Annotated in this window: 9 protein-coding genes; 2 read left to right on the forward strand and 7 right to left on the reverse strand. The window is 61.4% G+C overall.

All coding sequences use genetic code 11. The features are described 5' to 3' along the window. Window positions 1-31 precede the first annotated feature (31 nt). On the reverse strand, window positions 32-3,361 hold the full coding sequence (locus tag FFM81_RS16505; RefSeq protein WP_003569945.1) for a DUF1217 domain-containing protein: 3,330 nt from the start codon (window positions 3,359-3,361) through the stop codon (window positions 32-34). A gap of 297 nt (window positions 3,362-3,658) precedes the next feature. Here FFM81_RS16505 and FFM81_RS16510 point away from each other — a divergent pair, with 297 nt between their 5' ends. Next, on the forward strand, window positions 3,659-4,225 hold the full coding sequence (locus FFM81_RS16510; RefSeq protein ID WP_003569946.1) for a DUF6101 family protein: 567 nt from the start codon (window positions 3,659-3,661) through the stop codon (window positions 4,223-4,225). A gap of 81 nt (window positions 4,226-4,306) precedes the next feature. On the opposite strand, the gene ubiA is transcribed toward FFM81_RS16510, so the two are convergent. From ubiA to FFM81_RS16535, 5 genes are all read right to left on the reverse strand, one after another. Next, the gene (gene ubiA / locus FFM81_RS16515) at window positions 4,307-5,266 is read right to left on the reverse strand and encodes a 4-hydroxybenzoate octaprenyltransferase (RefSeq protein WP_025415469.1); all 960 of its coding nucleotides are present in this window, start codon (window positions 5,264-5,266) and stop codon (window positions 4,307-4,309) included. A 106-nt stretch (window positions 5,267-5,372) separates the two neighbouring features. Beyond that, entirely contained in the window at window positions 5,373-6,185 is an 813-nt protein-coding gene (locus FFM81_RS16520) for a MipA/OmpV family protein (protein WP_003569950.1), read from the reverse strand. Window positions 6,186-6,364: 179 nt separating this feature from the next. After that, window positions 6,365-6,946 carry a histidine phosphatase family protein gene (locus FFM81_RS16525; protein ID WP_138385094.1) on the reverse strand — a complete coding sequence of 194 codons (582 nt, stop codon included), beginning with the start codon at window positions 6,944-6,946 and terminating at the stop codon, window positions 6,365-6,367. 40 nt (window positions 6,947-6,986) lie between these two features. Next, the gene (locus FFM81_RS16530; protein ID WP_003569953.1) at window positions 6,987-8,246 is read right to left on the reverse strand and encodes a cyclopropane fatty acid synthase; all 1,260 of its coding nucleotides are present in this window, start codon (window positions 8,244-8,246) and stop codon (window positions 6,987-6,989) included. Window positions 8,247-8,379: 133 nt separating this feature from the next. Then, window positions 8,380-10,689, reverse strand: a complete 2,310-nt coding sequence (locus FFM81_RS16535; RefSeq protein WP_138385093.1) for a Tex family protein — start codon at window positions 10,687-10,689, stop codon at window positions 8,380-8,382. A 227-nt stretch (window positions 10,690-10,916) separates the two neighbouring features. Between FFM81_RS16535 and glyS the strand changes: the two genes are divergently transcribed. Continuing rightward, window positions 10,917-13,097, forward strand: a complete 2,181-nt coding sequence (gene glyS / locus FFM81_RS16540; RefSeq protein WP_138385092.1) for a glycine--tRNA ligase subunit beta — start codon at window positions 10,917-10,919, stop codon at window positions 13,095-13,097. Between the two features lie 395 nt (window positions 13,098-13,492). Here the strand turns inward: glyS and FFM81_RS16545 are convergent, their stop codons facing one another. Continuing rightward, on the reverse strand, window positions 13,493-15,316 hold the full coding sequence (locus FFM81_RS16545; RefSeq protein WP_138385091.1) for a methyl-accepting chemotaxis protein: 1,824 nt from the start codon (window positions 15,314-15,316) through the stop codon (window positions 13,493-13,495). Window positions 15,317-15,616: the final 300 nt, after the last annotated feature.

Consider the following 15,616-nt stretch of genomic DNA (forward strand, 5'->3'; position numbering starts at 1 on the left):
CCAGCCGCCGCGCTCCTGCCGAACCTTATGACTACCGCGTGCCGCCGCCGGTGAGGATCTGCAGCGCCGGCGATTGCTGGGCGCTGTTCTGGACGTCGTACATGGCGGTGAAGCGGCGCAGCAGCTTGTCGACCTTTTTCGGGTCCTGGAGATCCTCGAGCTTGACGAAGCGGTTGATCAGATCGGCCTGCTTGGCGACGTCCATGCCGGAAATCTGCGAAGGCAGGCTGTAGGCTGTGGTGATGACCTGATAGAGCGCCTTGTCGCCGAGGATCGAATAGATCGAGGTGATGCTCGGGGCCTTGCGGCTGAAATAAAGCGCCAGGCGCACACCGTCGTTGCTTTCGCCCTGCTGGGCTTCCAACGTCTGCTGGACATAAAGCTCCTGGGTGTTCTCCTCGGCGGCCTTGTTCTGGATGGCGCCCATCTTGGCGCGGGTCAGATTGCCGTCCTTGTCGAAGTTGAAGGCGGCGACGATATCCTTGAAACGGGCATCGGCCTTGGCGTTCAGATAGCTCTTCTTATCGTCGGGATCGGAGGTGAAGATTTTCTTCAGCGTCGCCTTGTCGTAATCCTTCGGGTCGAGATTGTTGGCTTTCAGCACCAGATCTGTCAGGCGGCTGTCGTCGAGGAAATCATCGAGCGACTTTACCTTGGCCATGCCCTTGGCGAAGTAATCCACTTCGGCCGTTGCATCCTTGGATGCCTTGTCCTTTACCGGGCCGGCCTTCAGCAGCATGGTCATATGCGCCTTGTAGTCGGTGGCATATTTGGCCATGGTCGCGTCGGGCAGCGCCTGGAAGGGTGATGCCGCCTTGCCGTCGGGGCCGAAATTGAAGGCGCGGGCGAGATTGGTGATGCGCTCGTCCTTTAGCGAGGCGATATAGCCATTCGGATCATAGGCATCGCTCGTCAGGATCTTGCGCATCATCGAGCGCGGCACGTCCTGGTCGGTCAGGCCGAAGGCCTGCAGCGCCACATGAAAGGGATCCGGCAGATTGTCGTTGCTCTTCCGGAAATCGGCCGAAGCATTGTTGCGCAGGAAATCGTTGACCGATTTGATCTCGGCAGTATCGAGCAGGCTGTTGCTGTCGGCCATCATGCTCGAGTAGTTGGAGGCGACCTCATCGATCGCCTCCTCGCGCTCGTCGTCATAGCGCGCCATATAGTTGTCATTGGTGGTCTGCGCCTGATCGGCCGTCTGGACCGAACTGACGACCGGCAGCGATCCATCGGCGGCGAAGTTGAAATCGGCGTTAAGATCGGCATGACCGGCAGCTGAGGCGGCCGTCGCATCGGTCAGGAAGCTCTTCAGGTCGGCGTCCGAGATATTCAGAGGCAGATTGTAGGTGCTCTTCAGGAAATTGGTGATGGCGGGATCCGCGATGAGATCGTCGACATTGGCGATCGTCGCCATCCGGGCGGAATAATCGTCGGTGCGCGCTCCGGCGGCAAATTTCGTGTTGCGGATCTGGGTGTCCGTCTGCGCCGACAGGCCGTCCTTGAGAGAGCCATCCGCCTTGAAGTTGAAGGCGGCGGCAACGTCGGCATAGGTGCCGGTGCCGCTCTGATCGGTGAGAATGCTGCGAAGAGCGACGTCGGTGACGGTGGACGGGATGCCGAAGGCGTTGCGCACGAAATTGTTCAGCTTCTGGTCCGCCAGCAACTGATCGACGTTCGAGATTCCCGCGATGGTCGACTGATAATAGACGGCCGCACTATCGGCCTTGCTGGCAGTGCTCGCGCTTTGCGAAGCAGTCTGCGAGGCGTAAAGGGTGGCGACCGAACCGTCCGTCTTGAAATTGAAGAGATCGTGGACGTCGCTATAGCCCTGAGCGCTGGCGGCCGCGGGATCGACGAGGAAAGTCCTCAGCGTCGCATCGGAGACGCTGTCGGCGATCTGCATGCTGGTCCTGAGATAGCTCACAGCAACCGGATCGGACATGATACCGTCGACATTGGTGACACCGCCGATCATGGTATTGAAATGCGCCGCGTTCGCTGCCGACTTGTCGGTGGTCGATTTGCGCTGCGTGTCCGTCTGGATCACCGCACCGTTGATCGAGCCATCAGACTGGAAGTTGAAATCGGCATTGAGATCGGCGTGGCCCTGCGCGGCGGCATAGGCGGAGTCGGTCAGGATGTTCTTCAGATCGGCATTGCTGAAACCGGTGCCGAGACCATAGGCATCCTTGATGTAGCGCGCCATGTTTCCGTCGGCGAGCAAGTCGTCGACATTCGTGATGCCGCTCGATTGCGAGGTCACCTTATAGTAGTTGGCGGTGAGCGACGCCGCCGACGACAGCTTGTTCGCCTGGTCTAGCGTCTGGACGCGCACCGTGTTCGAAGTCGAACCGTCGGCTTTGAAGTTGAAGGCGTTGTAGACATTGGTAAAGCCCATCAGCTGGGCATAACCGGGATCGGTCAGGACCGTGCGCAGCGCCGCCGCGGTGAAATCGGCGCCCATGCTGTAAGCCGTCTTAATATAGGAGGTCAGACGTTTATCGGCGACCAGATCGTCGACATTGGTGATCGTGCCGATCTTGGCTGTATAATAGGCCTTGTTGTAGTCGGCCGCCGTCTTGTTGACGTAGACAACGTCGGAACCAACCGAATTGTCGATGATGACGGACTGGGAATTCAGCGTGTAAGTCTCGATGACAGAAGCCTTCTGCGCCGCGGTCTGGGCCGTGCCGGTGACCGTGCCGTCGGCGTTGAAGCCGAACTGGGCGGCCAGCGCCTTATACTTGTCGCCGCCCTGCGTATTGACGACGCTCGTGGGGTCGCTGAGATCGCTGGTCAGCACCTGGCGCAGAAAGTCCTTCGACGCATAGGTGGGATCGATATTGAAGGTCTTTAGCACATAGGTGCGAAGCCTGGTGTTGTTGACCAGATCGTCGACGGTCTTCACGCTGTCGATATTGTTGCTGTAATAAGTGCTCTCGGCGGTCGCTGCCTTGTCGGCGTCGACGAAGGACTGCTTGTAGAGGCCGATCAGATCATCCTCCTGCGCATCCGTCTGCACGTCCTTCTCGGGCGCATTGAAATTGAAGGCGGCGGCGAATTCGCGGTAGCGCGTATCGGAGAGCTTGTTGGCGTAGCTGTTGGGGTCGGTGAGATCGCTTTCCAGCACCTTCTTCATGAAGGCCTTGGCATAGGTCATGTCTTCAAGACCATAGGCTTTCATCGCATAGCTGTAGAGCTTGTAATCGCCGAGGAAGTCGTCGACGTCTTTGACCTTATTGATATGGTCGGCGTAGTACTGGGCATCCTTCTTGACCGTCGCCTGCGACGCGACCTTGTTCAGGCTCGACGTCATATCCTTCGACAGGATCGTGTAAGCGAGGGAAGCCGTAATCATCAAATGCGCCCTTTTCGGCAAAATCTCTAAAAGAACGAACTGCTGGTAAGCATATTTTGCCACGAAAAGCTTACCTGAGACTTACCTCAGGATGCATCATTTCAGCACAGCGTCCTGTTCACCTTCCGGAAACCCTGCCGGATTCGGTTTTGATAACCATCAGAGGAGGCAAAGTTTTCTTAACCGCAATTTTTAAGCTGTACGGAAGGGCAGGCCCCTATTGTCGGCCATAGAGGACGAAAAGTCCCAAGGAGAAGACCGGAAATCGGCTCTCAGGTAAGACAAGGGTAGAATGACATGAACAATCCCGTAAAGAAGCCGGCCTGGGCTGGCACGACGTTACGCCTCGATCCGTCCCGCTTTCCCCAGCAGGTCAGCTACGCCATCCATGATTGTTCGGATGACGTCAATATTACCATCGACGAACGCGGCGCGGTCCTGCGCAAGGTCCTGCCTTCCAGCGGTCTCCCGCTGTCGATTGCGCTGCCGAAGAGAGTCTTCTTGGGTGTCGCCGCCCGCGCCATCGACCATGGCGACGGCGAGGTCACCGTCACGCTCGAGCTTCACCACGCCGATCCGGAGCTCTGCATTCCGCTGCTCGTCGCCCATGATCTCAGCGATATCGCCGCCGACTGGCGCAGCTGGTCGGAAGCCTTCCGCATTCCGATGCTGATGGTCGAGGCCGACGGCGTCGCCCGTCCGCTCGAAGATCATATCGGCGGCTTGCGCACCAGCGATCTCAAGCCGCGCCGCCGTCATTCCTATTTCGCCAATCGCCGCCCGCGCTTCCTCGTGCGCCGCACCACCGGCCAACTCGGCGTCGCCATGAAGATCGAAGGCAAGGAAATCATCGCCCGCAACTGAGCGATATCGCGACACTTCGTTTTCGCATCGTTTTGAAACCCGGCGCCCGCGCCGGGTTTGTCGTTTCATTCATCGTTTCATTCAGGGAATGGCAAACAGCAGCGAAACGAAAAGGCCGAAGAAGATGATCAGGCCGACGCGATTATTCGATTTGAACAGCGCCAGGCATTGAGCGGCATCGTCGATATCGAGTCGGACGATCTGCCAGGCGAACATGCCGGCGGCGCCGAGCAAGGCCAGGAATGCGATGAGATTGGCGCCGGCGAGAGCAAAGGCCATAAACATCAGTACCAGTGTCAGCCCATATAGGCCGATCAGCCATTGCCGAGTCCTGTCGCCGAACAGGCGCGCGGTCGAGCGGACGCCGATCAGCTCGTCATCCTCCTTGTCCTGATGCGCGTAGATCGTATCGTAACCGATCGTCCATGCGACGGAGGCGGCGTAAAGCAGGATGGAGGCGAGGGAAATTTCGCCCAAGATGCCGGCCCAGCCCATCAGCGCACCCCAGGAAAAGGCAAGCCCGAGATAGAATTGCGGCCAGTCGGTAAAGCGTTTGGCATAGGGATAAAGCGCGACGATGCCGAGCGAGAGCACGCCGAGGAAAACGGTGAACCAGTTGAACTGCAAGAGCACGAACAGCCCGACCAGCGCCTGCAGGCCGATGAAGATTTTCGCCCGGGCGCGCGTGACGCGGCCTGAGGGGAGCGGACGCGACCGCGTGCGCGCCACTTCCATGTCGATCTCATGGTCGACGAGATCATTATAGGTGCAGCCGGCGCCGCGCATGGCGACGGCGCCGACGAAATAAAGGAACAGGTGCGACACCAGCAGGCTGCCGGAATAAAGCCCCTCGCCGATCGCCGCATTGGCAGCAAGGGTTGCCGACCAGAAGCACGGCCACATCAGCAACTGCCAGCCGATCGGCCGATCCCAGCGCGCCAGCTGCGCGTAGGGCCAGAGCCATGGCGGCAGGATCCGGTAGACCCAGTTGTCGGAAGGTGCGTCGGAAACGCGATCGTTGAAGTCGCCGGTATCTTGCATGCCGCCATCTAGCGACCGGCCGGCGATCCGGTCAAGAAGCGATCTCCTTGTCTTATGCATGTCGTTATCCGGAACCGCTGCACACGTCCGGGCGACATGCATTGGATCACTGCAGGGAGAAATTGAACTTGTAGGTCGCCGAGACGCCGATCACGACCTGGTTCTTCGAGCCGCGGTCGCGCACCAGGCTGCTGTCGGCCGCGGGACCGGCCAGCCGCTTATATTCGAGGAAAGAGCTTGCCGAGAGGTTTTCCGTCGCCTTCCAGGTGATGGCCGTTCCGGCGCCATAAGACTGGATGCCCGACGACGGCTTGTAAGGATCAAGGCCGCTTGCCGCGGCGTGTTTGGCGCTGACGCCGTAATAGGCGTCGTAGTAGCCAGCGGTGGCAAATGTCGCGCGCGGGCCGCCTGACAGCTGCAGGTTGGGCGCGATATCGGTAAAGGCATCGACGGCCAGATCGGCGACGACGCCGTCGTGGGAACGGATGCCCTGGCGGACTTCGGCGCGGGCGCGCAAGAAGTCGGTTGGGTAGACCTCGACAAAGCCGCCGGCCTCCGCCCCCCATTTGACCTTTCTCAAGCCCTTCAGGTCGCTGTCGTCGCCCGCATCGCGCGACGGGACGAATTTGCCGACGATGCCGGCGCGGAAGGCGCCCTTGTCGATGAGGGCGAAGGACGGATTGTCGTTGCGCGAGGAAAAGCGCGGGCCTGCACCTTGGCGGCCCACCGAAATCAGCGGGCTGAACTTGAATTCATTATGCGACGAGCCCTCGAATTTCGGGGCGGAGAAGCCGGCGACGCCGACGCTCAAATACCAGTCGCCGGACCAGAAGGGCTGGCCGCTTTCTTGCGCGAGCGCCAAAGCTGGGGATGAAAGGGCAATAGCCAAAGAGATCGATACGACTGATCGATGAGACACGTCCGCACTCCAGAAAACGCAAAAACAAAGCCGCGGAGAGCGGCGGTGGCTAGACTTATCGTGATGTCGTTACCGCGATGTTAACCACGGAGAAACAAAGGGCGCGAATGAAAGGCGTGCCGTGTAGCCCCCTCATCCGACCTACGGGCCACACGGCTGATGCCAGCTATCGAATTCCGCTATCTCTGATTCCACCCACGGATAACCGGTTCGCTCAGGTCGTGCTCGTAGCCGAGCATGCTGATACTGGTCGTATCGAGCGAGAAATACACACCGCCTTCCGGTGGCAGGCCGAGCCAGCGGGCGGCGAGCACGCGCAGGAAATGCGAGCTGGAGAAGATCAGGACGGTGCCGGCCGTTTGGCGAAGCGCGTGGATGACGGCATCGGCGCGGGCGCCGACATCGGCGGCGAATTCTCCATTCGGGCAGCCGTCGCGAAAGAGCTGCCAGCCTGGGCGCACGGCCAGGATTTCCTTGGTGGTGATGCCTTCATAGGCGCCGTAATCCCATTCGGCGAGATCGTCCCTGATGATCGCCTCTGATCCGAAGCCGGCCAGCGCGCAGGTTTTGCGGGCCCGTGCCGACGGGCTCGACCAGACGGCGGAGAAAGTGAGGCCCGAAAGCCGATCAGTGAGCTTGCCGGCGGCGGCCTCACCGTTTGCCGTCAGCGGGATATCGGTTCGTCCGGTATGGCGCCCGGAACGGCTCCATTCGGTTTCGCCGTGGCGGACGAGATAGATCTCGGGAAACGCGCTTCTCATCGGCATGCCCTTTCATTATGGCCGGCGCAAAGGCTGCCGCTCAGAAGGTCACCTTTTCCAGCGGCGGGCGCCTCGCCTCGAATTCCTTCAGCTTGGCTTCATTCTCAGCAATGTAAGTGCGATTGTCGGGAACCGTAAACTGGTTCTTGGCGATCTGGATCTGCAGGATGAAGAGCTCGTCCCAGCGAAAGCCCATTTCCGAGCCGGCCAGATAGAATTCCCACATGCGGAAGAACTGCTCGTCGTAAAGCGCCACCGCTTCGGCCTTGCGCGCCACGAAACGCTCGCGCCAGTGGCGCAGCGTATAGGCGTAATGCAACGGCAGGATTTCGACATCCCTGACCAGCAGCCCGGCCTTTTCGAGCGGCGGCAAGACTTCGCCGACGGAAGGAATATAACCGCCGGGGAAAATATACTTTTCGATGAAGGCATTGGTGCCAAAGCTCGGCTTCGGGCGGCCGATCGAATGCAGCACCATGACGCCGTTATCGTCGAGCAGATCGGCGACCTTGCGGAAGAAATTGGGGTAATTGCCGATCCCGACATGTTCGAACATGCCGACCGAGACGATGCGGTCGAACTTCATGCCGGTCATGCTGCGATAATCCTGCAGCTCGAAACGCACGCGCTCGGCCAGACCGCGCTTTTCGGCGCGGGTGCGGGAAACCTTCAGCTGCTCTTCGCTGAGCGTAATGCCGGTGAAATCGGCCCCCTCGGTCGCCTCCGTCAGATACATGCCCATGCCGCCCCAGCCGGAGCCGATTTCCAGGATGCGCTGGTTGGGCTGAAGCAGCAGCTTGGCGGCGATATGGCGTTTCTTGGCGAGTTGCGCCTCGTCGAGACCGATGCCCGGCGGTTCGAAATAGCCGCAGGAATATTGCCAGTCCTCGTCGAGGAAAAGATCGAAGAGCTTGGCCGACAGGTCGTAATGATGGGCGACATTGTGCTTGTTGCGATTGACCGGCACGCGGCTCTTCAACTGCTGCCAGGCAATGCGGCCGACGAGCAGCGCCGCCATCTTGAAATCGAAGATCTCATTGGTGGTGTTCTGTTTCACCAGCGACAGAAAATCGTAGATATTGCCCTGTTCGAGAATGAACCTGCCTTGCATGTACATTTCGCCGAGCTTCATCGTCGGGTCGCGGCGGATGGCGTCCTCGGCCTCCTGATCGGCCAGGCGGGCGGCAACGGTTTCACCGGTGCCGTCGCCGATCATGTAGGTATCGCCATTGGCGAGGGTAAGTTCCAACGAACCCTTGCGGATGATTTGCTGGACGATCGAAAGGAAAGCCGACGCCATGGACGCCTCGCAAATGTGACAGGATGGTCACATCAACTTAGGCGATCTCTTTCGCCTTACAAGCGCCCGTTTTAGCACTCCTGAAATAACGTTGCCAAACTGTGGCATTTCTGCCGATAAACCGCCTAAACCCTTATTTTCGCTTCATGGCTTCAGCGAGCGCGGCACCAAAAGCACCCTGGCTCTCCGGTTTGGGAGCCGCAGGCCGGCGCTCGGTCTGCGGCCGGGAACCCTGGTTGCCGCGAGAATCACCACGCGGCGCGGCTGCAGAAGAACCGTCATCGCGTTTCATCGACAGAGCAATGCGCTTACGCTTGGCATCGACCTCGACGACCCGAACCTTGACGACGTCGCCCGCCTTGACGACCTCATGCGGATCCTTGACGAAACGATCGGCAAGCTGCGACACATGCACCAGGCCATCCTGGTGCACGCCGATATCGACGAAGGCGCCGAAGGCGGCGACATTGGTCACCGTGCCTTCCAGCACCATGCCGGGCGTCAGGTCGGAAATCTCGTTGACGCCCTCGGCGAAGGTCGCGGTCTTGAAGCTCGGACGCGGGTCGCGGCCGGGCTTTTCCAGCTCGGCGAGGATGTCGCGAACCGTGGGCAGGCCGAATTTCTCGTCGATGAACTGGCGCGGATCGACCGATTTCAGCACGGCGCTATCGCCCATCAATGCGCGCAGATCGCGGCCGCAGGCGGCGACGATCTTCTTGGCGACGCCGTAGGCCTCCGGATGCACCGAGGAAGCATCGAGCGGCTCCTTGCCGTTGGGGATGCGCAGGAAGCCGGCGCATTGCTCGAAGGTGCGGCCGCCGAGTCTCGCGACCTTCAACAGATCCCGCCGCGTCTCGAAGCGGCCCTCGCTGTCGCGATGGCGGACGATAGCGTCGGCGATCGATGGGCCGAGGCCGGAGACACGGGATAGCAGCGGCGCGGACGCGGTATTGAGATCGACGCCGACGGCGTTCACCGCATCTTCGACGACAGCATCGAGCGAACGCGACAGCTTCTGCTGGTCGACATCGTGCTGATACTGGCCGACGCCGATCGACTTCGGCTCGATCTTGACGAGTTCGGCGAGCGGATCCTGCAGGCGCCGCGCGATGGAGACGGCGCCGCGCAGCGAGACGTCGAGATCGGGAAACTCGGCCGCTGCGGTCGCCGAGGCGGAATAGACCGAGGCGCCGGCCTCCGAGACGATGACCTTGGTCGGCTTCGGCGCCGGCAAGTCGGCGAGCATATCGGCGACCAGCTTTTCGGTCTCGCGGCTGCCGGTGCCGTTGCCGATCGAGATCAGCTCGACATTGTGCTTGCGGACCAGCGAGGCGAGCTCGATCTGGGCGCCGCGCACGTCGTTGCGCGGCTGGAAGGGATAGACGGTCGAGGTCGCAATCACCTTGCCGGTGCCGTCGACGACGGCGACCTTGACGCCGGTGCGGATGCCGGGGTCGAGGCCCATCGTCGCGCGCGAGCCGGCCGGGGCGGCCAAGAGCAAATCCTTGAGGTTACGGGCAAAGACATGGATCGCTTCCTCTTCGGCCCTTTCGCGCAGTTCCCGCATCAGGTCGAGCGACAGCGACATGGACAGCTTGACCCGCCAGGTCCAGCTTGCCACCTCCATCAGCCAGCGGTCGGCGGGGCGGCTCGCGCCGATCTCGTAAGCGACTGCGATCATGCGCTCGACCGGCTTGTTCGGCGATGCGGTCTCGATGTCGGCCTCGATCGTCAGCGTCAGCACCTCCTCGTTCCAGCCGCGCAGCATGGCGAGTGCGCGGTGGCCCGGCGCAGTCGCCCAGCGTTCGGAATGGTCGAAATAATCGGAAAATTTTTCGCCCGCCGCCTGCTTGCCGTCGACGACCCTGGCCTTCAGCAGCGATGCCTGGCGCATATGGGCGCGCAGTCTGCCGAGCAGGTCGGCATTTTCGGCAATGCCTTCGGCGATGATGTCGCGCGCACCTTCAAGCGCCGTCTTCACATCGGGCACGTCTGCGGTGACGAAGCCTTCGGCGAGCGCCGCCGGCTCCCGGCTGCGTTCGGAAAGGATCACCTCGGCGAGCGGGCCGAGGCCGCGCTCGCGGGCGATTTCGGCGCGGGTACGGCGCTTCGGCTTGTAAGGCAGATAGAGATCCTCGAGCTCGGCCTTGGTTTCGGCCGCTGCGACCTTCCCCATCAGCTCGTCGGTCATCTTGCCCTGGCCGGTGATCGATTCGACGATCGCGTCGCGCCGGGCTTCGAGTTCGCGCAGATAAACCAGCCGCTCGGCAAGATTGCGCAGCTGCGTATCGTCAAGCCCACCCGTCACTTCCTTGCGGTAGCGGGCAATGAAGGGCACGGTGGCGCCCTCGTCCAGCAGCTCGATGGCGGCCTTGGCCTGTTCGGGCCGGGCGTTGATTTCGGCCGAGATACGGGCTGCGAGAAAACGGAGGTCAGCGGCCATGGGATTTCCTGTTCCGACGAAAGTTGCGGGACCATAGCGGCGAAAAGCGGCAAGGCAATGCCCGACTGTGGTTTCCACAGCGGAAGTTAAGGGATTGGGGGTCATCCGTGTGTCGCCCCACCCCATCGCTCTCCGCCGTTTTTGCGGTTGTGCAGATGCGGCATTCTTTGATAGCAGAAGCAACGTTTTTGGATCGCCCTGCCCGCGGGCGCAAGGAAAAGATTGACATGCCAAACCTTCTTCTCGAACTCCGCTCCGAAGAGATTCCGGCCCGCATGCAGCGCAAGGCCGCCGGCGACCTGAAGAAGCTCGTCACCGATGCGCTTGTCGAAGCGGGTCTGTCCTATGAGGGCGCGCGCGAATATTGGACGCCGCGCCGGCTGGCGCTCGACATTCACGGCCTGACGGCGCGCTCGGCCGATGTGCGCGAGGAGCGCAAGGGGCCGCGCACCGACGCCAACGAGAAGGCGATCGAAGGTTTTCTGCGCGGCGCCGGCCTTGCCTCGGTTTCCGAGGCGCAGGTGGTGAGCGATCCGAAAAAGGGCGATTTCTACGTCGCGGTCATCTCCAGGCCCGGCCGCGCGGCAGAAGAGATCGTCGCCGAGGTGATGCCCGGTATCATCCGCGATTTTCCCTGGCCGAAATCCATGCGCTGGGGCAAGGCATCTTCCAGGCCCGGCGCACTGCGCTGGGTGCGGCCGCTGCAGTCGATCGTCTGCACCTTCGGCCCGGAGCATGAAGAAACTATCGTCATCCCCTTCGAGATCGACGGCATCACCGCTTCCAACATCACCTACGGCCATCGTTTCCACGCGCCCGAGGCGATCACGGTGCGGCGCTTCGACGATTATACGGCGAACCTGGAAAAGGCCAAGGTCATCCTCGACGCCGAGCGGCGCAAGGACATCATCCTGCACGACGCCCGCGACATCGCTTTTGCCAACGGGCTCGAGCTGGTGGAAGACGAAGGCCTGCTGGAGGAAGTCTCCGGCCTCGTCGAATGGCCGCAGGTACTGATGGGCAGCTTCGAGGAGGATTATCTGTCGATTCCCTCCGAGATCATCCGCCTGACGATCAAGACCAACCAGAAGTGCTTCGTGACCCGCAAACAGGGTGAAGAGACGCTTTCGAATAAGTTCATCCTGATCTCCAATATCCAGGCGCACGACGGCGGCAAGGAAATCGTCCACGGCAACGGCAAGGTAGTGCGGGCCCGGCTTTCGGATGCACTGCATTTCTGGAAGCGCGACCAAGGCGACCTGCCGGATCTGGAGACGCTGACGGCTTCGGCAGCAAAGTTCGGCCTCGACCTGAAGCAGCCGCTGGACCAGCGCATGGCCAAGCTCGATGCGCTTGACGTCACCTTCCATGCCAAGCTCGGCACACAGGGCGCGCGCGTCGCCCGCATCCGGGCGCTGGCGGAGGAATTGGCCAGGGTCACCGGCGCCGATGCGGCTCTCACCGATCGTGCCGCCGTGCTGGCAAAGGCCGATCTGCGCACCGAAGCGGTCGGCGAATTTCCGGAACTGCAGGGCTTGATGGGCCGCAAATATGCGGTGCTGCAGGGCGAGAATGCTTCGGTTGCCGCAGCGATCGAGGACCACTACAAGCCGCAGGGTCCGTCGGACCGCGTTCCCGCCGACAAGGTCGCGATCACCGTCGCGCTCGCCGACAAACTGGACACGCTGATCGGCTTCTGGGCGATCGGCGAAAAGCCGACGGGTTCGAAGGATCCCTTCGCGCTGCGGCGGGCCGCACTCGGCGTCGTCAGGATCCTGCTGGAGCGCAATGTCAGGCTGCCGCTGCTGAAGATCATGAGCCAGACGTCGCTGCTCGCCAAGACGGGCGATGCGGTATTTGCATTCGCAGGCGACCCGGCCGAGACTTTCTTCGACCTGCTCGCCTTCTTCCACGACCGCCTCAAGGTCTATCTGCGCGACCAGGGCGCTCGCCACGATCTCATCGACGCGGTGCTGACGGCCGATGCCGACGATCTGTTGATGGTGGCGCGCCGCGTCGAGGCACTGACGGCCTTCATTACCTCCGAGGACGGCAAGAACCTGCTTGCCGGCACCAAGCGCGCGACGCAGTTGCTCGCCGCCGAGGAAAAGAAGGGCACCGTCATCGCCGACGCCGTTTCGCCCGCCCTTCTGAAGCTCGATGCCGAGAAGGAGCTGTTTGCGGCGATTTCAGCTGCATCGAAGGATGCGGCCGATGCCGTCGCCGGAGAAGATTTCCGCTCGGCCATGGCAGCGCTTTCCAAACTCCGAGGCCCGGTCGACCGCTTCTTCGAGGACGTGCTCGTCAACGACGAGGACGCCGCCATCCGCGCCAACCGCCTCGCCTTGCTGCGGCTGATCCGCGAAGCGACGGGAACGGTGGCAGATTTCTCGAAGATTTCGGGGTAACGTTCGGCGTAGGCTGGGTGCTTTAACGCCAACGCAGCGCTTGCGGCCATGGGTCCTCGGGTCAAGCCCGAGGACGACGGAGAGTGGGGAAGCCGGTGCGTTAAATAGCGAAGTCGTGATGGTTTCGTTGGAATTCGTTGTTTGCGTAGTTCCCAGTCGCAACTGCTAGGAATTGCTCCAGACGTCTCGCCTCTTGCCAACCGTATTCCCCACCCTCCGTCATACTCGGGCTTGACCCGAGTATCCATGCCGCAAGCTCTTCGCTTGAATATGTCAGGCATTCGCCGGCTTGTCGGTTCGAACACCAACACAGGACTGGCGTCCAAAGCACTACGGCCGCCGGAGAACCGACGGCCGCTAACTTGGTGATAAAACCCTGATTGTCCTACCGCCATTTAAGCGGCGCGGCGACCCTGATGTATGGCCGGCGCAGCCCCGGCACCGCCGACGCGGAAGCCGCGGATGAGGTCGAGCAGTTCGTCGGTGTCGCTGGCGAGCGTTTCGGCCGATGCCGTCGTCTCCTCGGCCATGGCGGCGTTCTGCTGGGTGGCGGCGTCGAGCTGGTTCATCGATGAGGAGATCGAGCGCAGCGTCGTGTCCTGTTCGGAGGCGCTGTGGGCGATCTTGGCGACGATCTCGTTGGCAGCCTTGATCTGGTCGGAGATGCGCTTCAGCGCCTCGCCTGCCTCGCCGACCAGGCGGACGCCGTGATCGACCTGGCTGGAGGAGCGGGCGATCTGGTCCTTGATCTCCTTGGCTGCTGCGGCGGAGCGCTGGGCGAGCTCGCGCACTTCCTGGGCGACGACGGCAAAACCTTTGCCGGATTCGCCGGCGCGGGCCGCCTCGACGCCGGCATTCAGCGCCAGCAGGTTGGTCTGGAAGGCGATCTCGTCGATGACGCCGATGATCTTCGTGATTTCCGAGGACGACTTCTCGATGCCGCTCATCGCCTCGATCGCCTGAGTGACGATCGCATCGCTGTGGGTGGCCTCGGTGCTGACCGAGTGGACGCGCTGGCTCGCCTCATGGGCGCCATCGGCCGTCTGACGGACGGCGACAGTGAGTTCGTCGAGAGCAGCCGACGTCTCTTCCAGGCTCGCGGCCTGGCGCTCGGTGCGCTGCGACAGTTCGTTTGAGGCGCGGCGGATCTCTTCCTTGCTGGTGCCAATATCGCTGCCCTTGGCGCTGACCTTGGCCATGGCGGCTTCGAGATGCGACAGTGCATCGTTGAAGTTGTCGCGCAGGGCGGCGTATTTCTGGCCAAGATCGGCGCAGCGCACGGTGAGATCGCCGCGGGCGATCATCTCCAGGGCCTGGCCGATCGTCGCCACCACACGGGCCTGGAGGGCCGTCTCGTCCTGCTGCTGGCGCTGATTGTTTTCACGCTCGTTTTCCAGCGCCAACTGCTGGGCCGCTTCGCGATCCGCCATCGCATGGCGTTCCCGGATCTTTTCCTGCAGCGCCTGCGTCGCCTTGGCCATCATGCCGACTTCATTGTTCATCGTCGTGTGCGGGATGGCGATGGAGACATCCTCTTCGGCGACGGCCTTCAGGGCGGCATGGACGCTGTTGAGAGGCCCAGATATGCCGCGGATGACGACGTAGGCGGCCGCCATGGCCAGGAAGAACAGAATGATGCTGCCGGACAGCGCGGTCAGGATCGTGCTGTTTATCTGCGCATCGAGATCGTCCATATAGACGCCGGTGACGACGACGACCTTCCATGGCTCGAAGGCCTGGCCGTAGGCCGTCTTGCGGTAATCGCCGGCCGGCTGTCCCGGTTTGCTGGTGGAATAAAATTCGACGAGACCGCCGCCCTGCTGCCCGAGCTTGACCAGCTCTTCCCGATAGAGCTTGCCCTTGCTGTCGGCCTGACCCTTGAGGTTCTGTCCGACTTTCGCGGCGTCATAGTGGAACATCATCTGGACGTCGTAGCTATAGCCGAAGAAATAGCCGTCCGGATCATATTTCATTCCGTTGACGGTGGCATAGGCCTGCTTCTGGGCATCCTCGAGCGTCATCTCGCCCGCCGTCACCTTGGCCTGGTAAAGCTTGAGCACGGAAACCGCCGACTGAACCTCGGCGCGGAGCATGTCATAACGCTCCTTGTAGATCGCATCGACCGAGGAGCGGATTTGCAGGGACGTGGCGACGGCAAAGGCCACCATCAGGCCAATGACCAGCAAGACGAGTTGCTTCGAAATTTTCAAATTTTTCATGTTGCCTCGCAACGGGAATGAATGGCTGCATTCCGGTGCGGTCTTCTACCGCCTGTGCGAGCGCGCCGGAAAAGAAGGCGACGCGTCTAACCGCTGCTAATAACAACATGCTGCGACCGGTTCGTTACAATTGTCGCCAAGCTTATAATAAAACTTTAACTTTATTGGACGCGACGCCGATTTCCCTAAAAATCCAGGGGCAATTTACAAAGCACCGGCTCTTCATCCTGCGGTCGAGGATCATTCGTCCCGACATTCGCCCGGCGCCTCAAAACAGGAATGCACCCCCGCTGCTCATCG

Source organism: Rhizobium hidalgonense (assembly GCF_005862185.2).
Classification (GTDB): domain Bacteria; phylum Pseudomonadota; class Alphaproteobacteria; order Rhizobiales; family Rhizobiaceae; genus Rhizobium; species Rhizobium hidalgonense.